At 35.0% G+C, this 24941-nt stretch carries 23 protein-coding genes; 13 read left to right on the plus strand and 10 right to left on the minus strand.

Going from position 1 to position 24941, the window contains the following annotated elements; translation table 11 throughout:
* Positions 1–31: 31 nt before the first annotated feature.
* A complete protein-coding gene (locus tag AQF98_RS07870) occupies positions 32–349 on the minus strand; it encodes a hypothetical protein (RefSeq protein WP_055131398.1) in 318 nt (105 codons plus the stop codon).
* 496 nt (positions 350–845) lie between these two features.
* Between AQF98_RS07870 and AQF98_RS07875 the strand changes: the two genes are divergently transcribed.
* On the plus strand, positions 846–1649 hold the full coding sequence (locus AQF98_RS07875) for a LytTR family transcriptional regulator DNA-binding domain-containing protein (RefSeq protein ID WP_235524193.1): 804 nt from the start codon (positions 846–848) through the stop codon (positions 1647–1649).
* A 98-nt stretch (positions 1650–1747) separates the two neighbouring features.
* Here the strand turns inward: AQF98_RS07875 and AQF98_RS07880 are convergent, their stop codons facing one another.
* The 6 genes from AQF98_RS07880 to AQF98_RS07905 all read right to left on the minus strand — a co-directional run bounded on the left by AQF98_RS07880 (position 1748) and on the right by AQF98_RS07905 (position 8422).
* Positions 1748–1960: a hypothetical protein gene (locus tag AQF98_RS07880; protein WP_055131400.1), complete on the minus strand. Its 213-nt coding sequence runs from the start codon at positions 1958–1960 to the stop codon at positions 1748–1750.
* Positions 1961–1994: 34 nt separating this feature from the next.
* Entirely contained in the window at positions 1995–2243 is a 249-nt protein-coding gene (locus tag AQF98_RS07885) for a hypothetical protein (protein WP_152969668.1), read from the minus strand.
* A 377-nt stretch (positions 2244–2620) separates the two neighbouring features.
* Complete coding sequence (locus tag AQF98_RS07890; protein ID WP_055131402.1) at positions 2621–3940, minus strand: HlyD family secretion protein; 1320 nt, start codon at positions 3938–3940, stop codon at positions 2621–2623.
* Positions 3941–3978: 38 nt separating this feature from the next.
* Entirely contained in the window at positions 3979–6162 is a 2184-nt protein-coding gene (locus AQF98_RS07895; RefSeq protein WP_082434944.1) for a peptidase domain-containing ABC transporter, read from the minus strand.
* A gap of 221 nt (positions 6163–6383) precedes the next feature.
* Entirely contained in the window at positions 6384–7979 is a 1596-nt protein-coding gene (locus AQF98_RS07900) for a cysteine peptidase family C39 domain-containing protein (protein ID WP_055131404.1), read from the minus strand.
* A 188-nt stretch (positions 7980–8167) separates the two neighbouring features.
* Positions 8168–8422 (minus strand): hypothetical protein, encoded by a 255-nt coding sequence (locus AQF98_RS07905; RefSeq protein ID WP_055131405.1) that lies wholly within the window; start codon positions 8420–8422, stop codon positions 8168–8170.
* 284 nt (positions 8423–8706) lie between these two features.
* Here AQF98_RS07905 and AQF98_RS07910 point away from each other — a divergent pair, with 284 nt between their 5' ends.
* Positions 8707–9456 (plus strand): LytTR family DNA-binding domain-containing protein, encoded by a 750-nt coding sequence (locus tag AQF98_RS07910; RefSeq protein WP_055131406.1) that lies wholly within the window; start codon positions 8707–8709, stop codon positions 9454–9456.
* Positions 9457–9508: 52 nt separating this feature from the next.
* On the opposite strand, the gene AQF98_RS07915 is transcribed toward AQF98_RS07910, so the two are convergent.
* Positions 9509–9874, minus strand: coding sequence for a hypothetical protein (locus AQF98_RS07915; protein ID WP_055131407.1), 366 nt, complete (start codon positions 9872–9874; stop codon positions 9509–9511).
* Positions 9875–9983: 109 nt separating this feature from the next.
* Between AQF98_RS07915 and AQF98_RS07920 the strand changes: the two genes are divergently transcribed.
* The 3 genes from AQF98_RS07920 (at position 9984) to AQF98_RS07930 (ending at position 11770) form a co-directional block, all read left to right on the plus strand.
* Positions 9984–10202 (plus strand): hypothetical protein, encoded by a 219-nt coding sequence (locus AQF98_RS07920; protein WP_055131408.1) that lies wholly within the window; start codon positions 9984–9986, stop codon positions 10200–10202.
* A gap of 103 nt (positions 10203–10305) precedes the next feature.
* The gene (gene cmoA / locus AQF98_RS07925; RefSeq protein ID WP_055131409.1) at positions 10306–11046 is read left to right on the plus strand and encodes a carboxy-S-adenosyl-L-methionine synthase CmoA; all 741 of its coding nucleotides are present in this window, start codon (positions 10306–10308) and stop codon (positions 11044–11046) included.
* A 1-nt stretch (position 11047) separates the two neighbouring features.
* Complete coding sequence (locus tag AQF98_RS07930; protein WP_055131410.1) at positions 11048–11770, plus strand: isoprenylcysteine carboxylmethyltransferase family protein; 723 nt, start codon at positions 11048–11050, stop codon at positions 11768–11770.
* A 9-nt stretch (positions 11771–11779) separates the two neighbouring features.
* On the opposite strand, the gene AQF98_RS07935 is transcribed toward AQF98_RS07930, so the two are convergent.
* Both AQF98_RS07935 and AQF98_RS07940 read right to left on the minus strand, forming a co-directional pair.
* Positions 11780–13222 (minus strand): alpha/beta fold hydrolase, encoded by a 1443-nt coding sequence (locus tag AQF98_RS07935; RefSeq protein ID WP_200911858.1) that lies wholly within the window; start codon positions 13220–13222, stop codon positions 11780–11782.
* A 60-nt stretch (positions 13223–13282) separates the two neighbouring features.
* On the minus strand, positions 13283–14092 hold the full coding sequence (locus AQF98_RS07940) for a helix-turn-helix domain-containing protein (protein WP_055131411.1): 810 nt from the start codon (positions 14090–14092) through the stop codon (positions 13283–13285).
* A 155-nt stretch (positions 14093–14247) separates the two neighbouring features.
* Between AQF98_RS07940 and AQF98_RS07945 the strand changes: the two genes are divergently transcribed.
* The 8 genes from AQF98_RS07945 to AQF98_RS07980 all read left to right on the plus strand — a co-directional run bounded on the left by AQF98_RS07945 (position 14248) and on the right by AQF98_RS07980 (position 24842).
* A complete protein-coding gene (locus AQF98_RS07945; protein ID WP_055131412.1) occupies positions 14248–14634 on the plus strand; it encodes a BlaI/MecI/CopY family transcriptional regulator in 387 nt (128 codons plus the stop codon).
* A 27-nt stretch (positions 14635–14661) separates the two neighbouring features.
* Positions 14662–16659 (plus strand): M56 family metallopeptidase, encoded by a 1998-nt coding sequence (locus AQF98_RS07950; RefSeq protein ID WP_055131413.1) that lies wholly within the window; start codon positions 14662–14664, stop codon positions 16657–16659.
* A 156-nt stretch (positions 16660–16815) separates the two neighbouring features.
* Positions 16816–19263 carry an outer membrane beta-barrel protein gene (locus tag AQF98_RS07955; RefSeq protein WP_055131414.1) on the plus strand — a complete coding sequence of 816 codons (2448 nt, stop codon included), beginning with the start codon at positions 16816–16818 and terminating at the stop codon, positions 19261–19263.
* Between the two features lie 126 nt (positions 19264–19389).
* Entirely contained in the window at positions 19390–20241 is an 852-nt protein-coding gene (locus AQF98_RS07960) for an NAD(P)-dependent oxidoreductase (RefSeq protein ID WP_055131415.1), read from the plus strand.
* A 169-nt stretch (positions 20242–20410) separates the two neighbouring features.
* Positions 20411–20614, plus strand: coding sequence for a hypothetical protein (locus tag AQF98_RS07965; RefSeq protein WP_055131416.1), 204 nt, complete (start codon positions 20411–20413; stop codon positions 20612–20614).
* A gap of 168 nt (positions 20615–20782) precedes the next feature.
* Positions 20783–22555, plus strand: coding sequence for a hypothetical protein (locus tag AQF98_RS07970; RefSeq protein WP_055131417.1), 1773 nt, complete (start codon positions 20783–20785; stop codon positions 22553–22555).
* Positions 22556–22605: 50 nt separating this feature from the next.
* Positions 22606–23790, plus strand: coding sequence for a PAS domain-containing sensor histidine kinase (locus AQF98_RS07975; protein WP_055131418.1), 1185 nt, complete (start codon positions 22606–22608; stop codon positions 23788–23790).
* A gap of 23 nt (positions 23791–23813) precedes the next feature.
* Positions 23814–24842 carry a response regulator gene (locus AQF98_RS07980; protein ID WP_055131419.1) on the plus strand — a complete coding sequence of 343 codons (1029 nt, stop codon included), beginning with the start codon at positions 23814–23816 and terminating at the stop codon, positions 24840–24842.
* The last annotated feature ends 99 nt before the right edge of the window (positions 24843–24941 follow it).

The raw sequence follows: 24941 nt of genomic DNA on the forward strand, positions 1-24941 counted from the left end.
TTAGGCGGGTTTTTAATTCCCGCCTAATGATTTATAACTTCGTAGTTACCGCATTGTTATTGATCATTACAGCAGTTGTTGAAGGCAATTCCAGAAAATCTTGGAACTCGTTGATGTCACCATTAAAAGCATATTGACAAACTAAAGTGCCCGCTAATCCGCAATCCGGACTTTCATCATCAACTAATCTCCAATTATCAATGTCTTTAATATCAACCGCTGCTGTAGAGTTGATAATGTATTGATATTTGGGTGTATTGTGCTTAACCTTAAAAGCACTAAGGGTAAATGCTAAGGTCATTCCTAAAAATAAAATAAACAATGCCACCGAATTTTTTAAATTTTTCATAGATGTTACTGCTTTATTGCATTTGAAAAAACAGTCGAAAAAGTTGGTTTAAATTGATAATTTTTCTACCATTTTGGTAGGTAGTTAACCAAGAAAAGAAGATTCCTAGAACCCAAATTGCTTCTGTTTGTGCTTTGTATTTTTTGCGATGCTGATTATGATTTACAGTTATCTTTCAAAATTAGAATGCACCGGTTATTTAATGGATTGGCTTGGGGTATGATTTGACAGACGATACCAGAATTTTGGACGAACGATGTTTTTAGAAAATCGTGTAATTTATAGTTAAAGTTAGATTGATTTTGTTTAAATACTTATAAATGAGATTCTTGAATTCTAAAATAGACAATGTATACACTACAGGTCTTTTGATATACGCAAGAATGGCTTTGGTACTAATTCTTTCTTTTTAAAATTTTAAATTATTAGACTTAAATAGAATTAAGGCATATATCTTAACTCATTTTTAGTCAATATGGATTTTAATATCGATAGAATGAAAGGATCAATTGGGCATAAAGTAAATCGCCATGTTAGATATCCAGGTTATTTATGGAGGTGGTTATTTGCAATGTTTACCGCCAATTTGATTGTCATCAATAAGGGTAGTTGTTTTTGCGTAGCTATTTATACAGCTGAATTTTATGGCATCGAATTTTTGTTTGATACCTGCATCGTGTTTATATTAATCCATATAGTGGTTAATGTCACTGCTTATTTAGATAGTCAATACCCTTGGCATAAAAACAATCAGAAAAGGATACAAAAACAAATTTTATTAGGTGTTTGTATGCCCATATTACTTGTAGTGCCTCTACAGCTATTTTATGTTTTACTACATGAAAGAGATGTGGACAAGTCTTTTTTCAATACCTATTTGTATCAAATTACCTTCTCCTTATTGGTTGTAAATATTTATTTATTCTATTGCTGGAGCAAAGAGGATAAGAAAAAAGAAGATACTCCAAAGCTTACTATAAAACCGATTAAAAACTTTGATTTTGAATTATATAAAGACATTGCCTGTATTTATATTGAGGAAAAGAATTATTTCTCACTAAGTTTTAAAGGCGAAAAAATGGGCTGGAACAATACTTTGTCAGAAAGCATGCTTTTTCTTCCATCGGTAGATTTTTATCCTATTAAACGTTCTTTTATTGTAAATAGATTAGCCATTTTAGAAATGAGAATAATCAATGCTAAAAAGACTAAAATTTTATTGAAACCACCAATTGATATGGAAATCGAAATTAGTCAACGAGAAAATGCTGGCTTTAAAAAGTGGTTTGCGAAAAAATAGCTTTAGGTAAGTACCTAATAAATGAGGTCGACTTGATAAGCCGACCTCTGGGTGCTAGAATTATAGTTTTGGAATAGGTTCTATTTTAGGGCATTATTTTAAACTGCTGTTAAGGTGCATTTGCCACCAAAATCACACAGTTCTGGCGAACACCATCTTAAACAGAAATTATAGCCTGTGAATCTACAATTTCCGTCTTGGTCAATTACAATAGGTAACCAAGCGGCTTCTTCGCAATTGGCCATTTCTGGGGTAATACCGCCAACAATTTTTTTCATTTCAGCTTTGCTGAGTAAGTTTACTTTTTTCATGAGCTCTTATTTTTATTTATAGAATAGCGGACTGTTAACTTTCAAGAATAGAAAGACACTGGTAAGTCCCCTTGTATAACTGACCTCTGCAGAAGCTTTCAGCATCGCTAAGTGAAGTGCAGCATACAGTAGGGAAATTGATCAGTTCAAGTCCTCCATCTTCTACGCCACAAACTACATAGGCTGCTGTGCAAGGTGGATTTCCGGGATCGCCTGGAGGAAGGCCACCACCAATAATTTTCTTTAGTTCAGCTTTACTAAGTAAATTTACTTTTCTCATCATTTAAATTTTTAACTTTGGTTGTATAAGATTTTGTAATCCAGTCACGCCTGGCTTACTTAGGCGATATCGATAAACGTCGATACTCGTTAATGGGCAGTTTCGTTGCAACCGGACTGCCCTTTTTCTTTGAAATAGAATTGATTAATCTTAAGTTAAACTGTAAATGTTGTTTAAACAAAAATATTGTACCAAATGGCCTTACATTAGTATGAAATAGCTTCCACCGTATATAACTTTATTTTTGCTTTTTGAGGAAAGTGATTTTTGATGCGCATTAAAACGATCAGATAATATCTAATTTTTCGCAAAGAGAATCGAGAAAATTCAAGATTTTGATGGAGGTTGTTTGACTATATTTATTTTGATCAGCTACTTTATCAATTGCTACTGTTCAACATTTTTGTCATGTTTCTTAAAAAGCGCTGTAATAGTGAGCTTTCTCTGGTAATAATTTCAGCATCTGCTACCATACCTGGTTTTAAGATAATGGGGTGTTCTGGATTTTTCTGCTCAAATTTTCCAAAATCTACTTTGGCAATAAATACACTGTCTTTTAGGGCAACATCTGTAATAAAGCTTATTTTTCCATTAATAATGCCATATTCTTCAAATGGATAGCTTCTTAATTTAACTAAGGTACGTTGACCAAGGTGAACTTTTCCCATGTTGTATTGAGGGATCTGAACTTCACCAAAAAAATCTGTATTGCCTGGGTTTACAATAAACAGTTCTTGATTAACATTTACATTTTGATTTTCTTGTAAAATGCCTGCATAACCTACTTTACCAGCAAGAGGGGCAAATACAACGTATTTCATTAACCAAGCCTCAGTTTCATTAATCATACTATTTAAGGCCTGATTAAATTTTGCCTTTTGTTCTTTAATGGTATTGTCTAAGGTTTCAATTTCTTTTTGTTTGGCCAAATAACTTGAATTGTTGTTTAATAGGGCAGTAGCACTTTGTTGTAAAGGGTATTTGCTAGACAGATACTTGTTTTCTTGTTGTTTAAACTCATTGTTAGAAATTGCCTTGTTGTTTTTTAGTACTTTGTAAGCTTCATATTCTTCTTGTGCATTGGCATATTCTTGTTCTTGTATCTTTTTTTGTTGGTTAATCTGTTCTTGCAATTTTTTAATCTCTACCAAGTCTTTTTGCAGGTATGCCTTTTGGGTTAAATAAAAACCGCCATTTTGTGTATTGATAAATTGCAGATATTCCTGATAAAAGGATTGGTAATTGCCCTGTAGTTCGCCAAGGTTCAAATTATTGCCTAAGAAATCCTTATCATTTAATGTTGGAGAATTTGTTAATTGTTGATTTAAGGTTTTGAGTTTATTCGCTAATGTAATTACATCGTTATGACTAGCTGTACTTTCTATAAAAGCCAAGGGTTGTTTGTTTATAACCTGCTCATTATCTTTTACTAAGATTTTGATAAGCTTGCCAGATTGATGAGATATTACTCCCTTAGGTGAGTTTAGTGAGTTTACCTTCATTGAAGTTTTTACCACATCTGGATATCTGATAAATGCAGACATTAAAATAATGGTCAATAAAACAAGCAGAATTAAAGTAATACCTCTCCTTAAAATCCATGAGGGTACCGCAGTAATAATTTCATTAACTTCTTCACTTACTGCCCAATCAGTTACTGAAGCGTTATCTTGTTCTTTATGTTGTTCTTCTGTTGGCATATTTTTATAAAAGTTGTAACACCTATTTTGACCTTACATTAGTTCAGTTCTAATTGGTTTTTTACCAGTTGGTAATATTCTCCTTTGTTTTTGGTGAGTTCGGCATGTGTACCCTGCTCAATAATAATTCCTTTATCAAGTACTACAATGTTGTCTGCATTTTTAACAGTGCTCAATCGGTGGGCAACCACAATTACTGTTCTTCCCTTAAAGAATTCTTCTAGGTTTTGCATAATGATACTTTCGTTGTTGGCATCAAGTGCATTGGTTGCTTCATCAAAAAAGATATACTCGGGGTCCTTATAAACGGCTCTCGCAATCAAAATCCTCTGTTTTTGACCTTGGCTAATTCCATTTCCTTCTGCACCTATTTTTGTATTCAATCCTAGTGGTAAGCCTTCAATTAGGTCTGTGATATTGGCTACCTTGATGGCGTGCTGTAGTTTTGCCATATCAGGAATTTCGTCGGCAACGGCAATATTCTTAGCAATGCTGTCCGAAAAGATAAAACCATCTTGCATTACAATACCGCATTGTCCACGCCAATAACGATAGCCAATTTGGTCTATGTGTGTAGCTCCAATCTTAATTTCTCCTCTTTGAGGGGTATAAAAACGGAGTAGGAGTTTGAGTATGGTTGTTTTTCCACTACCGCTCATGCCCACAATTGCTGTGGTTTTGCCTTCAGGTATATTCATGGAAATACTTTTTAGTACAGGCTCATTACCAGCTCCAGGGTAGGTAAAACTCAAATCTTGTATGCCTATGCTCTTATTCATAGGTAACTCTTTGAGGAAGGTTTTTTCTAAAGGTTCTTCATCGTCCATCTGGTGGATCTCATTCAAACGCTCTAAACTGATTTTAGCATCTTGTAAAGACTGGATAAAACCCAACAGCTGTTCGATAGGGCTATTTACTTGCCCAACAATATATTGAATGGCCATCATTCCACCCAATGTCAATTGGCCATCAATTACAGATTTAGCCACCAAGAAAGTGATGATGATATTTTTACCTTCATTGATAAAGAAGGCACCCGCCTGTTGAATTTGCCCCAACGAAAGACTTTTGATGCTGAACTTAAATAAACCCGCTTGTAACCTTTCCCATTCCCAACGTTTTTGCTGCTCGCAGTTATTGAGTTTTATTTCTTGCATACCGCCAATAAGCTGCACAATACTGCTCTGGTTCTTTGAAGAAATATCAAAACGTTTAAAATCTAAGTCTCTTCTCTTCTTTAAAAAGGCAATTACCCATAAAGAATAAAGTACACTACTGACTAAAAAGATAATAAAAATATTGATGTTATAATAAGCAAGAACCCCAGTAAAAATGATCAGGTTGAACATCGAGAATATGGTGCTCAAAGTTGATCCTGTTAAAAAGCTCTCAATTCTTCGTTGGTCATTCATTCGTTGCATGATGTCTCCCGTCATTTTGGTGTCGAAGAAGCTCATCGGCAATTTCATCAGCTTGATCAGGAAGTCTGTTAAAATGGAGATGTTAACCCTTGTACTAATGTGTAACAAAATCCATGAACGGATAAAATCTACACTCATCCTTCCTAAGAACAACATGGTTTGAGCAATGAGGATAATGTAGATAAAGTTGAGATTTCGGGTATTGATCCCGATATCTACAATTGACTGTGTAAGAAATGGAACAATGAGCTGTAACAAACTGCCTACACCAAGGCCCACAAAGAGTTGTGCAACCAACTGTTTATATTGGTAAAGATAGCGGAGCAAATATGCCCAGTTTAATCCATTGTTCTTGTCGCCTTCCTGTGCGTATAAGTCTGGAGTAGGAGATAAGATCAATACAATACCTTGGCTTTCGGTATTGTTGTGGATGCTACTCCAACGTTGTAAAAACTCTTTCTCTGTAAATTCTATTAATCCTTTGCCGGGATCGGCGATATAATAAATTCCTCTTTTAATTTTATAGAGTACCACAAAATGGTTCTGGTTCCAATGCAGAATTGCTGGTAAATTTATTTCTGCTAGCTGAGCTAAATTAACTCTGTTCCCAGTGGTACGAAAGCCAATTTTTTCAGCGGCTTCGCTAATACCTAATAGAGAAACCCCTTCTCGGTTAATACCAGAGATATCTCTTAAACGTTGTAGGTTGAAATTTTTACCATAATGTTTTGCAACCATCCTAAGACAGGTAGGGCCGCAGTCCATTTGATCAGGTTGTTTAAAGAATGGAAATTTTTTCAAATGTATAGGGCTTACTTTGGTTGTTGATCAAACTGTGTTTTATGTTTTCTAATATATCAATTAATACCTGAATGATACAAGTTATGGTAGTTTTTTAATTCGCTTATTTAAAGTAAAATGAATTGGGCTACCAAAAAAATCAGTAGCCACAAAAAGTCAAGCTGTAAAATAAAAATCAGCTGAACAATTAGATTTCCTTTATTTCCTGAACTAAAGTAATATTAGGTCAATAAATATTTAATGTCTTCTAAACGATAAGGTTCAGGCAGTTTGTAGCCATTTACCAATATGGTTGGTGTAAAGGCAATTTCGGTTAAATCGCACCAAGCCTTTTGTTTTTCGGTTACCATGCTCATATCCTTATCAAAGGTAATTGGGTATTGAATAGCCCAAGACTCATATTTTTTGCTGCCTTGTTTATACCAGTCGTTTAGCGCATTTTCTAATAACTTGGTGTCGTTTAGTAAGCTAAGTGCTGTTACATGTCTAGAAACCTTTGTTTTTTCATCATCATCATGGTTAGCGGTAGTGAAAATGATTTTCAATTGAATATCATCACGCACATTTAACCATTGGTCTAATGTTTCATGAGCCTTTGCACAAGGGCCACAAAAAGGATTACTTACCATGGTAATTACAGTTTCGGCATTAGGATTTCCTAGTATGATTGGCATTAAATCGTCTGGTACAGCATAACGAGGTTGGTTGGTTAACACTTGATTAAATAAATCGCTGTTATATTTGAATTTTTTAAGTTGTTGTTTTAACGGTTTAAATTGAGCCGTTTTTAACAATAGTGGTTTAAGAAAAGCCCAGGTTAAAATTGGGAGTGCAAAACTAATTACTAAAGGTAAGATATATTGGAACTGTAAGTTAGTTGTAGAGATTTCAAAATTAGAAGGATAAAAAACATTAGTTAAAAATTCTAACCAAAGGATAGCTTGTACCGTACAGCACAATACGCACCAATTTTTTTGCTTGTATTGATAGCTAATAGAATATACGGTATAAGGTAAGGCAAGTACATTTAGCCAAACAATTAGCGGTAGTGAGGCAGGACTGATCAATAAGGTTAAAAATGAACCTGTAAAATAGAAAAAGCCTACTTCACTCCAACTTAGCCAAGAAGTAACTTTAGCTGCATCAGATTTAAGAATTGCATTACAGTTGTTTTTATTGCCCAAGCTACATAGATTTTGTACCAATGGATTATTGGCGTCTATGCTGTGCATAAGGAGCAATACACTTACAGCAATACCGGTAATTTTAAAGAACAATAATAATCCATAAGAAATGCTGGAAGTTTGGTAATTGATGGTTAACAGTATTGCAGCTAAAATGACCAATAATAATGCAGGAATTTTCAAAGCATTAAATGTTTGTGCTACAGATTTTGTCTGATAATCAATTTCGCCACTTTTTGAGCTGGCCGTAGCATGTAAAGCTACACCGCTCCATAGTTTTAAAAATTCCTCTTCAGGAAGTTCAGCTTTTTGTTTTTTCTCATCACTATAGATTACTTTACCATTGGTTATTTCGTGTATTAACATAAAATAGCCCCCATTAATTTTACTATGGGCAATAAATGGAAATTCTAAATCAGCAGGATCATATTCTTGTTTAGAAATTTGGTAGGCTTGGTTAGGCACATGCCATTCTGTTAAACAATCATTTATAGCTAATAAACTTGGGTATTCTGGATGATCTTGTAGGTTATCATCAACAGTTGTAGAATTTACTTTAACATTTAGGGCTTTAAGTAGTAGGTTAACTACAGCCGATGCGTTACTTTGTTTAGGTTGTAAAAGATTGAGCATATGTATGAAATTTCCTATAAGATTAGTTAAGCAATTTCATATAAAAAAATTTATTATACGAAATAGCTTCACCGATGTATGAATTGTCTTTGTGGGAGTATATTGTTGCTTTTAGGGCAGAAATTATACTCGTAATTGTGATGGTATTGTTACAAAGTAAAAAGGAGAGCTATTGCCCTCCCTTTTATTTAGTCAATTAGTACAGGTTCATTCAGATTACAGCCATATGCTGAACCAGATGGGCAGAAGGCCTGCGCTTGTGCCATGCTTGTGCAACAAGCATAAAAATAAGAATTAGCTTCACCACTACCACCGTTTGCTATACAAATCACATAGCCTTTTGGTGCACAATAGCTAGGATCGCCACCTGGAGTTTCTGGTGGAACTCCGCCACCCATTATTTTCTTTAATTCGGCTTTGCTCAACAGGTTTACTTTTTTCATTTTCTTGAATAATAATTGATTGAATTTTAATACAAGTCTTCCACGCTGACCTGCTTATGGCGATACCGATAAACGTCGGTATTCGTTTGTTGGATTTTCGTTTGCAACCGGAATCCATTCAGTAAAAATATTTAATTCCTTAAAAGCTAGTTATTTATTCTCAATCAAAAAAGAATATTGTACCAAAGCCGCTCTAGCGAGTATAAAAGCCCTGTTACAGAGTATGAAGTGGTTTCTGGTTTCAATTAAAAAACATAAATTGCAATGACCAAAAAGGAGACAATATGGATTTGAAATGTATAATTATAGACGATGATCAATATGCCATTGATGCACTTGTTAAATACATTAATGAAATGCCTGGACTTTCTGTGCATCAAACATTTCAAAAGCCTTTAGAAGCACTGATCTCGACTAATGACCAAGTTGATTTTATATTTTTAGATATTGAAATGCCAGAAATCTCTGGATTGGAGCTAGCGGAGAGTTTAAGGTCAAAAACGAAATTTCTAATCTTTACCACTAGTCATCCTAGTTATGCTTTAAAGGCCTTTGATTTACATGCCGACCAATATTTATTGAAACCGATTAGTTTTTCCAAATTTGCTTTAGCTATTAATTATTTATTGAAGAATAATCAAGATAGTTTAAAAGTTAAACCAGAAGTAAAAGAAGAACAAATTACACCTGTCAAAAAAGATCGCTTACAGTTTATTAAAGCAGATCAAAAATATGCCTACCATTATATTGATCCAAATGAGATCGTATATGTAGCTGCAGCTAAAAATTATGTGGTGATCCATACCGCTAAAGAACAGTTTGTAACGCACATGGGGCTAAACCACATCGATGCGGCGCTTAGTAAAGACGATTTTATTAGAATCTCTAAATCATATCTTATTGCTAAAAATGCCATTAAGAAAATAGATGGCAGTAATATCAAATTGAAAAATTGCGATATTGATTTTCAAGTAGGAGGTGCCTATCGCACTGCTTTTTTAGCATTTATGAATGCTAGCATGCTAATGCCATAAGCAAATTGTTTTAATAAGATTCATTGCATACCTAGTTAGACTTTTTATTGAGTTATTCTCCCAATTCTTGTTCTTCTTTTTTAGCGATCAATTTATTCTTTTTAAGGTCGATACGGATAAGGTTATAAATGCTCATATAAACATTGGCAATCCAAATTATAGAAAAGCCTGCAATGAAGTAACCTCGCCATCCATCATACAACAAGGTGTATTTGGTAATGATCAAGAGCAGTACGGTAACATAATGGCTAAAGCAATATTCGCAAGTAAAAAGATAAAAGAACTTGCGTTGGTATAGCTTAGTGCAATTGGTAGATTTACTGACACAAAACTCCCTTAATTCTCTAAAAACCTCTTCTTTGGTGAACGTCCAGGCAATGCAGGCAACAGGTATGGCAAGTATAAATATGTTTTCCATAAGCTAAGTAGATCACAAACAGGTTAATAACCCATAATAGCCTAATTATGTTTTGTGCTCTTTTTAAAACTTTTTATCAGATCAATTGCTTTATATCAAATAAAAGGATATGAAAAATCAACAACTGCCTAAAAAGGAAGAATTTAAAATAGTTTCGAGGCCTAGTAACGAAGAAATAGAAGAGGATGGAGAAGGGCATTATCAAAGTAGAACTGAACGATATGAAGAACAAACCATAGTTCGACTGGATGATGAGCGTATTGCTGAAGATTTAAGTAAGATTGAAAACAACAATAATGAGCCCTTTAGGAGATTGGAAGATAAATAAGATCAGGCTTTTAAATCAATTTTGAAGCTTGTGCCCATGTAAAGCCAACGACTAAACCATTTGGAGATTTGATAGTCCAATATTCTACAGTTAAGCGTGATTTATGGGTAAGAAAGATAATTTAGATCATGTTTTCAAAGACGAGATCAAAAAACCGTCCGATTTTAAGTTCGGTGCAACGGTAGCTAATGCTTTTGACGACATGGTTGAACGTTCAGTACCCTACTACAATGAGATTCAAAGAATGATTATTGAGTTGGCCATTGAACATGCATTACCCCATACCAATGTGGTAGATTTAGGCTGTTCTACAGGAACAACAATGATTGGCCTGAACCCTTATGTAGATGAAACAATTAAGTTTATAGGGATAGATGATTCTGCAGAAATGTTAAAAAAATGTGATGTTAAATTGAAACAAGCTCATTTTAAACGCAATTATGAATTGGTGATTGCAGATTTGCATGAAGATATTAAAATTGAAAATGCTTCTGTTGTGATCCTTTGTTTAACCTTGCAATTTGTTAGACCCATTTATCGAGAAAAGCTATTAAAGAAGATATACGATGGACTGGTACCAGGTGGTGTATTGATCATTTCAGAAAAAATACTGGCAGAGGATAGTTTGTTTAATCGAAATTTCATTAAATATTATTACGACTACAAGCGTCGCAACAATTATAGCGAAATGGAAATTTCGCAAAAAAGAGAGGCATTAGAAAATGTTTTAATTCCTTATAAGCTAAGCGAAAACTTTAAAATGCTTAGAGAAGCTGGTTTCCCACAAACAGAAACTTTTTTTAAATGGTATAATTTTTCAGGTTTTATTGCAGTAAAAAACTAATATGATCACCATAGGCAACTTCTTTTTTAAGTACAGAAACTTTTTGTTTATTTTCTTGTACTTGGCACTGTTTATTCCGTCGCCACAAATTTTTACCGCAAGTGTTTTCGGCCCTTATTATTATTTATTCCCATTGTTTATTGGTTTGTTGATTACTATTTTGGGCCAACTTATCCGTGGTGTAGCCATTTCTTTGGCTTACATTGTGCGTGGGGGCAAGAACAAAAATGTATATGCAGATGATCTTGTAACAGAAGGCTTTTTTAACCATTGCCGTAACCCTTTATATGTAGGTAATATTTTAATGTTGCTAGGTGTAGGTATACTGATCAACTCGTTATTGTTTTTGATCGTTTTTATGCCTTTGTTCTTGTTCATTTACCAAGCTATCGTTTTGGCTGAGGAAAACTTTCTTAGAAATAAATTTGGTGCTCAATTTGAGGCTTATTGTAATCGGGTAAACAGATGGTTGATTAATTTTAGTGGATTAACCCAAACGATTTCGAGCATGTATTTTAATGGAAAACGCTGGTTGATTAAGGAATACAATACCCAAACAATTTGGATGTTAGGAATTGTAGTGATTTTACTTTTCTATCACCCACAACTTACCAATGGTAACGAAAGCCTAAGAAATACCCTTGGCATTGTTGCTGCAGTTATATTAGCTACTTACTATCTAACCATTAGATATTTGAAAAAGAGCAGCACCTGGAAAGGTTAAAATAGATGCTTATTCTACTTTTAAATCTTTAGACTGACTAACTATTTTTTGATAAGGATTGCGCATAAACATTTCTAAATAATCAACCCCATTTACCGTAAAACCAGAAGAGTGTGCCCGGTTATGGATGAGTAACAATTGACTATTTGGCATTGTTCTTTTAATGAGTTTATTGTAAAAAGGTCTACACCATGGATCTGCATCGCCAGCCGAAAGTAATACGGGTATGCGGCTATAAACAGGTGTTTTGGCAAGCTGAGGTTCAGGTTTTACTTTCCAGCACTCGCAAATTGGATGGTTAACATTGTTGAAACGGTAACCTTTAAGCCATGGTAAAACTTCTTCTTGTTTTTGAATAAGCAAAGGATCTGCATAAGCGATCTGCTCCGAACAATAGATGGAGTAGCGCATACCTAAAGACAAGCTCGGGTTGCCACTAAATACATCATCTAAAACTTGTTTAACGTAAGGTTCATGTTTACCACTGATAATTTCTTGAATAACAAAAGGAACCGACTTTAGTTGAGAATTATCCATTCTACCAATGATGGCATCTAATAGTTCTTGTTTGCCATAGAAGATCGGAATGACTTTGTTTGTGCCTTTTTCAGTGTAATCCAATTTGATTTTTTTTGTTCCAAATTCCTTGAAATATTCCTGAAATCTACTGCGAAGATTTTGATATTGAACTTGATGGCTAGAATCGGCTTCACAGTTATCGAATACCTGATTTAAAGCTTCATTGATGTTGAACAAACCATTTTCCTCATAATTGACATAGCTAGGTAGGGGAGAGTTAAGTACAAGTGCCTTAATCCCCTCGGGATGATTTCTGGCAACGGTTAACATTAAACCACCACTGTATGAAATCCCTACCAAGGTAATCGATTCAATTTTCAATACTTTTTTAAGATCAGCAATATCTGCAGCACTTTCTATGGTATTATAAGCAGAAAGGTCAATGTCTTGGTCTGTAAATTTCTTTCGGCCGGTTTTAACAGCAGCTAAAACCAACTTTTCTGGTGGTAGATTATCTCTATAGGCTTGTTTAATGGCTTCACCCACTTCAGGAAGATCCAAGGAAGGGATTGATTTTTTTGTACCCCTTTGATCAAAGGCAATAAAACCACCATACTTTAAAAATCCAGAAGATTCAGAAATCTGGTCGATATTGGCAATGGTACTATATCCTGGGCCACCTGTGGTGTAAAGAGAAATATTTTGTGTAGAATCTGCTGCTGTTTTTCTGACAAAAAGAAAAGGAATTTTAATCTGACGACCATTTACTTGCTGTCTATTCTCGGGTACCACTAAATAACCACATCTAGCAATTACACCTGGGCCAATTTTAATAGTGCAGGCAAAAGATTCTATTTTAGGCTGGTAATTTTGTGCACTAGCAATAGAAAGGGTAACGAAATAGCTAATAATGGTAAATGCAATTGCTCTCATATTTCTTTTTAGGCAAATTAAGGTCAAAACAAAAAGAATAGAAAGTAAAAATCGGACAATTTACACCATTTGCATAGAAAGCTTTTGGCCCGTAAACTTTACTACATCTTTGTAGAAATGGCTCATGTCATAATATCCATAAATGTAGGGAGAAAAAGAAATACGCTTATCTACATACGCTGTTAAGGCAATTCTGGCTCTATTCATTGCCATAAAATTCTTAGGATTTGTGCCTACCATTTTTGTAAAATAACGGTACATGCTTTTATCACTTATGGCCAATTGCTGTACTATTTCTTTATTTTTTAGTTCCAAGCCAGACAAATGGAAGGTGTCAATTGCTTGTTGGATGCACGTGAAATAATGATTCGTTTTTTTATTGGTATGGAGTTTGGCTAAAAAGAGCTCCTGAAGAAGGGAAATGCGATCGTTTATTGAACTTAGGTTTTTTAACTTTTTGATTGATGAATTAGGAATAAGTTCATTTAAATTAACAGTATCACTTCCAATTTTAGCTTGACTGATACCAAATATGGCTTCTAAGCCACCGGGGAAGAATTTAATCGTGAAAATATTATCCAGTGGTAAATTTCTTCTTTCAATTATCTCATTTCTTAATACCAAAACATCTGTAGTCTCATTGATACATTGCCAATGGTCTCCATTTTTTAAATGATAAGGGCTTCCAAGATTAATCCAAATGGTAGGGGTATAGCTTGGGAAAAGCTTAACCGTAAACTCTTCGGTTTGAATATGAGTCTGTGTGGCTTCGATTGAGGTTTCTGAGAAAAATTCGATATAGGGAGCTAGTGCTGCACAACGCAGTTCAAATAGGTACAGTTTTTTGATGTTCTCAAAGATTTCCGTCATAAGTTAACTCTTTCTATTTGACGCTCGATTTAAAAAATAGTTGCGTTTAAAAATAAAATAAATTAAAATCATTGATTATCAGTATTTTATATTTTTTATTGCATGATTTTTATCTTACCTCTTGCTTCGTACGAAAAACATCGTACCTTTGAGATATGGAAAGTAATAAAGTTGAAAATAATTTGCCAGAACCTACTAAAGCAGAGCTAGAGATTTTGCAGGTGCTTTGGGAGTTCGGTCCTTCTACTGTTCGTTTCATTAATGATAAATTGAATGTACAGCGTGAAGTAAATTATACATCTACATTAAAACAGATGCAGATTATGACAGAGAAGGGGATATTGAAACGCGACGAAAGTCAGATGAAACACATTTATATTCCTGTTGAAGCAGAATCAAAAACGAAAGACCAATTGTTAGATCGTTTTGTAAATACTTTATACAAGGGCTCTGCTTCTCAATTGATGATGCAATTATTGGGGAATGAAAAAACCTCTAAAGCAGATATTGAAGCCATCAAAAAAATGCTTAACGATCAATAATAATTTAAAAATCTAAATAGAACCACAATGGATTTTAAACTCTTTCACTTCGTATCAGAAAATTGGCTACAGGCCATAGGTGTTACACTTTTCCATTCACTTTGGATTGGTGTGGTATTGTCTGTAATTACTGCAGTAATGATGTTGCTGACCAGAAAATCAAGCGCTGCTTTAAGGTATCAATTACTTACAGGCTGTTTATGTCTTTTTGTATTGGCCATTGGTATCACATTGTATATGGAGTTAAACCGCACTTCGATCAGTTCATCGGCTGCTGCTACTACCATTCATCTCAAAAAAAATAGTGAGGTAACCATTCAGACTTTGCAACAACAAATTACCAAGGCCCCAATTGATATTTCAGGTAAAGTTGATCAATTATTGAACCTTTGGAACAGTTATGCCGCACAAATTGTATTGATCTGGTTTTTAATTATCTGTGCCAAAAGTGTGCACTTACTGCTAGGTTTAAATACCATATTTTACTTGAAAAGGAACAAAATATTTGAAGCAGGTAAGTTATGGGAGAATAAATTGATAGCATTGGCTGATCAATTAGAAATCCGTCAAAAAGTTAAGATTGTTCAGTCTGGCATTGCAGAAGTGCCTATGGTGGTTGGTCATTTTAAACCACTAATTCTAATTCCCCTTGGTTTGTTAAACGGCTTATCTATGGCAGAGGTAGAAGCCATTCTGTGCCATGAGTTGGCGCACATTAAGAGAAGAGACTATTTGGTTAATCTGTTACAATCTTTTATAGAAATTATATTCTTCTTCAATCCAGCAATTTTATGGCTTTCTAAATTAATTAGAACAGAAAGAGAGAATTGTTGTGATGATATTGCATTGACCTGTGTAGCAGATAAAAAGAGTTATGTGAAAGCACTACTTTCCTGTCAAGAATTTCAAATGAATACACCAGAATATGCAATGGCTTTAACTGGCCGAAAAAGTGACTTGCTTAATCGAGTAAGCAGAATGTTATTCAACACCAAATCAACCTTAAATAAAATGGAAAAAACAGTATTGACCCTTGCAATGGTATTTGTGTTCTTATTTTCTGCTGCTTTTAGCAATGCTGAGAATAAACAAGTTGCCCCTGTAAAAAAACAGATCTTGAACCAAGATACTGCCAAAAAGAAATTACAAAAAATAGTTCCATCTCAGTCTAGTACAACTACCCAAGCAAAAAATGTAACCATTATCAAAGCACAACTTTCGGCTAAAGAACAAGCAGAGATGGATGAAGCAGAGGCGAAATTTGCTGCAGCGCAAAAAGAATATGAAGCAAATGAGCAAAAGTATAAGTTAAATGAAAAAGAGTATGCCAAGAATGAAGCTAAATATGCACTAGCCGAAAAAGAATATGTTAAAAATCAGCTAAAGTATAAGGCTCATCAGGATAAATATGCCAAAGATGAAGTTGCTTATCAACAAAATGAGCAACGTCATCAGGCTGCAGAAGATCAACACAAGAGAGATGCCAAACGATATAGTCAAGATTCATTGAGATACGAAAAGTATAAAAAAGATATTTACCCTCAAACTCCTGCTACACCACAACCTTTAGCACATGGAATGGCTTCACCAGCACCAATTCAGCCAATTGTTAGTCCTATTTCACCACTATCTCCTGTTAATGCAAAAGCAAAACCATTACCTGCTACTAGGCCTGCACCCTTAAGTGAAATCAATCCAATATCACCTACTACTCCTGCTACGCCATCTACAACAATAGCGCCTATTAAAGGTACAAGTAAAGCTGCTACAAGTAGTAGAAAGAGCATATCTATTACAGATGGAGGCGATGTTGATTCGGATGAGCTAAGTGATCGAATTAATAATGAACTATTGAAAGATGGTATCATTAGCCAAACCAAACAATTGTCTTATAAATTAGATAAAGATGGTTTATGTGTAAATGGCAAAAAACAATCAGAAGAGATATCGTCTAAATATAAATTAAAATATTTAAAAGCTTCAACATCAGCACTTTTGTATAATTACGAAGTTAATACTAAATAAATAGGCCAATCACCTTTTAAATCTATTTTTTTATTGCTGAAACAAATCGTCTACTTTTTAGTCGAATGGATAACTATTGCCCTAGTTTTAGCAATGCCTAGGTGTAAATAATAGAAAACCAACCAAATAAACAGCACTATAACTCAATTTCCCTAAATGAAACTTAAATTATTTACATTCATAGTTTGTACCATCTTTACCCTAAATTTTGCGAATGCACAACAAACAAGTAAAGTTTCTGGTCAGCTAAAAGACAACAACGATAAGGCAATTGAATATGCAACAGTAGCCATTTTTAAAGCGAAAGACTCAGTATTGATTAAAACTACATTAACTGAAACAGATGGGAAATTTAGCTTTGACCAACAGGCATATGGAAGCTACCAGATCCGTATTTCTGCCATGGGCTACAACAATTACCGTACGGCCATATTCGAATTCAATGCCAATACAAATACGATCGATCTTGGTACCATTAAGTTGGTGGCTTCACCTAATATGCTGAAAGAAGTAAGTGTAACAAAGGCTAAGGCTTTTGTTGAACGAAAAATAGACCGTACTGTAGTAAATGTTGATGCATTGATCTCTAATGCAGGAAGTACAGCATTAGATGTACTATCTAAATCGCCAGGTGTAAACGTTGATCAGAATGGAGCCATTAGTTTAAAAGGAAAAAATGGCGTTAATATTTTTATTGATGATAAACCTGCTTACCTATCTGGTGCCGATTTAGAAAACTATCTTCGTTCTTTACCTTCTTCTGCTTTAGATCAGATTGAGATCATGACTAATCCTCCGGCAAAGTATGATGCTGCTGGTAATGCTGGGGTAATTAACATTAAAACAAAAAAGAGCAAGATTGTAGGGTTTAACGGGGGAATAAATCTCGCTTTAAATCAAGGAGAACTCAGTAGATCTAACAACAGTTTCAATTTCAATTACAGAAAAAATAAGATCAATGTATTTGGAAATTTCAGCTATAACCTAAACAATAGCTTTACAGATTTAGATTTGAATAGGACCTACAAAAATCAAAATGGAAGTGTAAAATCTTATTTCAACCAGAATAGCTATTTCAAGAGACATGGCAATACCTTCTTCCTTAAAACCGGAGTAGATTATTACCAGTCTGATCAAACTACTTGGGGTGTAGTAGTAGGGGCAATGAACCGAATTTCTACCCAGGTAAATAACAATACCAGTAATCTTTTTAATCCTGCCATGCAACCAGACTCTATCATTGTGGCTCGTAATGAAGATGAAATCAATTTTAAAAATGGAAGTGTTAACCTTAATATGAGGCATAAATTTGATGGGCAGGGAAAGGAACTGACTTTTGATGCAGATTATATCAAGTACGATAACCAAACCGATCAGATGTATTACAATTACAGTTACTTTCCAGATCGAAGATTAAAGTATCAGGATATCCTGAGTGGTAACCTCCCTTCAAATATTGATATCTACTCTTTAAAAACTGATTATACGCATCCTTTAGCTAAGAGCATTAAGTTAGAAACGGGCTTGAAGTCGAGTTTTACTAAAACTGATAATATTGCCGATTACAGAAATACAGCAAATAACCAAACCTCAATAGATTACGATAAGAGCAATCACTTTATTTATAAAGAACATATCAATGCTGCGTACTTAAATTTAAGCAGAGAGGGCAAACACTTTTCTTTTCAAGCAGGTTTGAGGTTAGAAAATACCATTTCTAACGGCCATCAGTTGGGTAACGCAATGAAACCAGACTCTAGTTTTAAAAGAACCTACACCAGTTTGTTCCCTACATTTTATGTAACCTATAAATTAGATACTTTAGGCGATAATCAATTGGGCCTTAACTATGGCAGAAGAATAGATAGACCATATTATCAAGATCTAAACCCATTCTTCTCACCTTTAGATAAGTTTACCTATTATGTTGGTAACCCATTTTTAAGACCAGCATTTACACAGAGTATTGAATTGTCGCATACTTACAAAAATAAAATCACCACCACATTTGGTTACAGTAGGGTTAAAGACGATGTGAATGAAACGATTGAAATTGTAAATGGAACTTATTACAGCAGACCAGGTAACGTAGGTAAAACAACCGTTCTAAATATTTCGGTAGATGGAAATTTCAATCCTACAAAATGGTTGACCCTACATCTTTATGCAGAGTTTGTAAACATGAGGTCTAGTACCGACTTTTATACAGGTTATTTAGAAACCAATGGAAGCTTTTTCCGTACTACTCCAAACCTCCAATTGACCTTTAGCCCTACTTGGAGCGGAGAGCTCAATTATAGATATCAAAGTAGGTTAAAAAATGTGCAATTCATTATTGGTGCGTATAGTGAGGCTGGTTTGGCAGTACAGAAGAAACTAAGTCCAAAAACAACTTTAAAGCTGGCTTTGAATGATATGTTTAGAGGTCGTATCATCAATGGAGTAATCAATAACCTTGCTTTAACCGAAGCAAATTGGAAAAATAAGAGTGATTCTAGAACTGCTGTTTTGAGCTTTAGCTATCGTTTTGGTAAAACATTTTCTACCAAGGCAAGAGCCGAACAATCGGGTGCAGAAAGCGAGAAAAGTAGGGTAAAGAATTAAAAGATACAGCAATGTAAAAGGGTTGGTGCGAGAAAAAGGAATAGATTTTAGATTAGTTATTAGTTTTTCCCCATCTCCACCGCCCATTTTACATTTTCATTGCCCATTTTATAATACCTTTGCTAGATGAAACATCCTAAAATTGGTTGGATTGGCCTTGGCAAAATGGGTATTCCAATGGTTCAAAACTTAATAAATGCAACTTTTCCGGTAATTGTTTACAACAGAAATAAGGCTAAAGCAGCCGCATTTTTAGCCGAAGGAGTAGAAATGGCAGAGTCGCCAGCAACTTTACTAGATACAACTGATGTTGTGATTTTGATGATTGCAGACGATCAAGCAGTAAAGGATGTTTTTAACGGTGAAGCTGGATTATTCAGTTCATCGGCCAGCGGAAAAATCATCATCAATATGAGTACCGTATCTCCGGCTATTAGTAAAGAGATGGCTGCGCTATGTGTTCAGAAGGGAAACCAGTATATCGATGCTCCAGTTTCTGGGAGTGTGAAACAAGCTACCGATGGGAGTTTGGTAATTATGGCTGGGGGTGCACAAACTGCTTTCGAAAGTGTGAAACCTATATTTGATACCTTAGGTAAACTAGCCTTACATATTGGTGAAAATGGCATTGGAAATTCAGCGAAACTAGCCATCAATACATTATTGGGCTTCCATGCACAGGGTTTGGCCGAAGCCGTGGTGTTTGCACAAAATCAAGGCGTTAAAACCAATGATTTGATGGAACTGATTAACAATAGCGCTTTAGGAAATGTATTTATGAAAATTAAAGGAGAAGCTATTTTAAATGATCAATATCAAGCAGCTTTTGCCTTAAAACACATTGCTAAAGATTTACGCTTGGCAAAAGCAGAGGGTTTAAATTCGCCATTGGCCGATACCTTGTTTAATAGTTTTCAGCAGGCAGAAACCGATTTAGGTGAAGAAGACATCATTGCTATTATTAAAAAAGTGAAGTAAACGTTCATTAACGTCACCTCATCTTTTTAAAATATTTTGTTCATTTTCTGTTCATTTTTATTTGGTTAAAACTTTTTAATTGTTGTCTTGTTTCTAGTTTTGTGTATCTGATAATCAGTTAGATATCGTAATTTTTAACTATTGTTTCAACATTTAAAATTAATCTACGATGAGAAATCAAAATTTCAGAGCAGAAGTGCAACAAACCAAACAATCGGGTGCAAATAGATTAGAATGGGGAGCCCACAATCCTAATTTAAAAGCACACCATCTTATTAATCATTCCAAGTATACCATTAACGACCCCAACGAATTATTAGCAGATATAGCGTATGATGAAAGTAGTAAGAACCAAAGTGCTGCTAAACGCTGATTGTTATAGCAGATAAGAAAGCCAATTGTTTACATACAGTTGGCTTTTTTGTTTTTTCTGGGCCTAAAAAGTGATATCAATCATTATTTAAGATGACAAGCACACGGTAAGCTACTTGGCTTTTAAAATAATTTTGGCAGAACTAATACATACAGCTCAATTCTTTATATGGCACACCAATTTCATATCCCCGTTTTAGGTTTAGGATATTCAATAGATACCCCTTTAAAAGTAGCACGTTACGGCATTTCTTCGGTTGTTTCCATTGTTGATGATGAACTGATTGAAAGAATGAGGAAATACCATCTTGAACAGCATCAGTTAACGTATGTTGTTATTCCAAAAGGCGCTGCAGATTACCGTAGTAAAAGAATTACAGCCTATTTAGATCTTTTAAACAACTTGATCACTGCGCAATTTGAATTGCTTAAACAGCAAGATTTTAGCCTCGGAAGTGACATTTGTAGATACTTTGAACTATTGCCAGAACATAGCCAATTGAAACAGGGTTATGATCTGATGATGGAATATCCAGAAGGAGAAGGTAAACGCATTTTTCAGCAGATTTTACGTCAACAGATGCAAGTTGGAACCATTGATGTCAATATCATGGCGAAGGTTGATAAACTCAATTTTGGCAAGGATGACACCTATTTGGGCGATGAAAATACAGATGCACTAGCTGCTTTAAGAGGTTTTGCAAAAAGCAATGTCCAATCTTCGGTGATCTTGTCTGCCGGAATGAACCCACGTCTGTATGGTTACTTAACTGAATTTGAAGATTTTTATCCCGATGAAAATGGGGAGTTAAAAAAGAAGATCATTTTAAAAGTGAGCGATTTTCGCTCTGCATTTATCCAATCGAAATTTTTAGCAAAGAAAGGATTATGGGTTTCTGAGTTTAGGATAGAGTCGGGCTTGAATTGTGGTGGACATGCTTTTGCGACCGAAGGTTACCTGTTAGGGCCAATTTTGGAAGAGTTTAAGCAAAAGAAAGCCATTATGATAACAGAGTTATATCAACTATATACAACGGCATTAACGGAGAGAGGAAACCTTAAGATAGATTTACCAAAACAGCGTTTAAGTGTACAAGGTGGTATTGGAACTGCTACAGAAAACGAATTTTTGTTTAAACAGTATCAAGTCAATTCTACAGGTTGGGGAAGCCCGTTTTTACTAGTGCCAGAAGTAACCAATGTTGATGACCATACGCTAGGAAAATTAACAAAAGCTACTGAAAATGATTTTTATTTGAGCAATTCATCTCCATTGGGTGTATTGTTCAATAATTTTAAGGGCAGTGGCATAGAAGAACAGCGCTTAGAAAGAATGGCAAAGGGTAGGCCTGGTAGCCCCTGTACCAAAAAATATTTGTGCACCAATACGGAGTTTACCACCCAGCCAATTTGTACAGCATCTAGGGAATATCAAAATCTAAAGCTCAAGCAATTGGAAACTTTAGCTTTGCCAGAACAAGAGTTTAAACAACAATTTGAGATTATTACAGAAAAGATCTGTTTATGCGAAGGCCTTTGTACATCAACCTATATTAAAGCAGGCATTGTAAAGCCTAAGGAAAGTAAAGCAGTAGCCATTTGTCCCGGCCCAAATTTGGCCTATTTCTCAAACATCTATTCCTTAGATCAAATGGTTAACCATATTTATGGCAAAGCCGATTTGTTGGCAAAGGTGCAACGACCTCATTTTTTGATCAAAGAACTCAATCTGTACATCGATTACCTGCAAACTGAAATTCAGTTGCATTTAAAAGACTTAAATGATAAAAAGCAAAAACAGCTCTCTAAGTTTAAAACACAGCTGTTAGATGGAATTGATTATTATAAAACGCTTTTCAATCAACAGGCACAATTGATCAAAGATCAGTTTTATAAGGAGCTTTTGGTTTCGGAAAATGTATTGAACAATACGGTGATTTAATAGCTAATCAGCAATAAAAACTTGATTATATTTGGACCATATACAGGTACATGGAAAGAGCAAAACTATTAAATGCAATTATAGAAAATGCCATTGATGGAATTATTACCATTGATGATAAAGGTATTATTGAGCATATTAACCCAGCTGCATTGACCTTATTTGGTTTTGATAGAGCTGAGCTTGTAGGTAAAAATGTTTCGGTATTAATGCCTGAGCCAGACAAGGCTAGGCACGATGGTTACATCTCCAATTACAACCATACTGGCGAAAGACATATTATTGGTATTGGTAGAGAAGTAACTGGAAAACGAAAAGACGGAACGATGTTTCCGTTTAGACTTGGCGTAAGCGAAGTGAAATTTAGCGACCGCAAAATCTTTACAGGTTTTATACACGACTTGAGTAGACAGAAGGATGATGAGTTAAGAATCAAAAGTTATACAGAAGAGTTAGAGAGCAAAATCAAAGAACGTACCCAAGAATTGATCAGGTCTATCAACGAATTAGAAACTGCAAAAGAACATGTAAGTGCCATGTTCGAAAAAGAAAAAGAACTTAATCAGCTTAAAACACGTTTTGTTTCTATGGCCTCACATGAGTTCAGGACACCCTTAAGCTCAATACAATTATCTGCTTCATTAATAGATAAGTATACTTTAAAGCAAGATGCAACAAGTGTAGAGAAACATACCGCTAAAATTAAAAATGCAATCAATAACCTCACCACTATTTTAAACGATTTCCTGTCTTTAGAGAAGTTGGAAGCAGGTAAGGTAGAAGCTAACATACATTGGTTTGATATTTTTCCTTTTGCTGAAGAAATAGCAGAAGAGATGCAGTTGATTAGCAAACAGAACCAATTGATTGTTTACGAACACAAGGGAACAACTGGTCAGGTTTTGTTAGATCAGCACCTGCTTAAAAACTGTATCATTAACCTCATCTCTAATGCCATCAAATACTCTGGAGAAGATACAATGATCCAGTTCAATAGTGTGATCAATAACAATGAGCTAATCATTGAGGTAAAGGACAATGGCATTGGCATTCCGGCAATGGACATCAATAGCTTGTTTGAACCATTTTTTAGAGCGCACAATACAGGCGATATCCCCGGTACAGGTTTGGGCTTGAATATTGTAAAACGTTATGTAGGCTTAATGAATGGGACGGTGAGTTGCGAGAGTGCACAGAACGTGGGTACTACTTTTAGGCTCCATTTTAAATTTTAGATCAAGGGTTAAATTATCATGCTATGAAAAAGGCTTTAATTATTGAAGATAGTGACGATATTAGAGAAGGTACTGCTGAAATTTTAGATTTGGCAGGCTACCAAACATTTACAGCTAAGAATGGTCGTATAGGGGTTGATCTGGCGCTAAAACATATTCCAGATGTGATTTTGTGCGACATTATGATGCCAGAACTTGATGGTTATGGCGTACTTTATCTTTTACAGAAAAACCCAACTACCGCTACCATCCCTTTTATCTTTATGACAGCCAAAGCAGAACGTGCTGATATGCGTAAAGGAATGGAAATGGGAGCCGATGATTACCTGACCAAACCATTTGATGATGTAGAGCTCTTTAGCGCTATTGAAAGCCGTTTAAAAAAAAGAAGCAAGCCCTCAGGCTTCAGATCAGCTGCTACTGATAAAGAAACATTATTTGCCGAGCTTAAAGCTAAAGGTAAAAACCGATCTTTTGCCAATAAACAACTCATTTATGTAGAAGATGATGAACCAGCTTATCTTTATTTCATCAACAAGGGGCAAATAAAGACCTACAAGCGATCAAAAGATGGAAGAGAGCTCTCATCAACACTGTACAAAGATGGCGATTTCTTTGGCTACGAAAGTCTTTGCAACGGCACTAATTACGCCGATAACTCAGCAACCATGGCCGATAGCGAATTGTTGTTGATTGCCAAAGCAGATTTCATGGACTATTTGCACAACCATCAGGAAATTGCTGGAGCATTTATTGGCTTATTGTCTGGAAGCGTACAGGAAAAAGAAGAGCAGATGCTCAAATTGGCTTATTTCTCTGTTAGAAAACGTGTGGCAGAGGCTTTGGTGCAGGTGGCCGGTAAATTTGGTGATGGAAAATCTGATACCTGTACCTTAAAAATATCCAGAGACGATTTAGCTGCTTTGGTAGGCACAGCCAGTGAAACGGTAAGTAGAATGTTGGCAGATTTCAAAGATGAAAAACTAATTGAAAAAACAGGTAATGCCATCCATATAGTTTCAATTCAGAAACTAAAAAACATCAAACAATAAGCTGGTCATTTCGTCAATTATTATGATGAAGATCACTTTTTAGCCTAACTATTCTCATCAGAAACATTAGGCCACTGCTTTAGTTTTGCATATCAATAT

Origin of the sequence: Pedobacter sp. Hv1, from assembly GCF_001412215.1 — a bacterium.
In the GTDB taxonomy this organism is placed as follows: Bacteria; Bacteroidota; Bacteroidia; order Sphingobacteriales; family Sphingobacteriaceae; genus Pedobacter.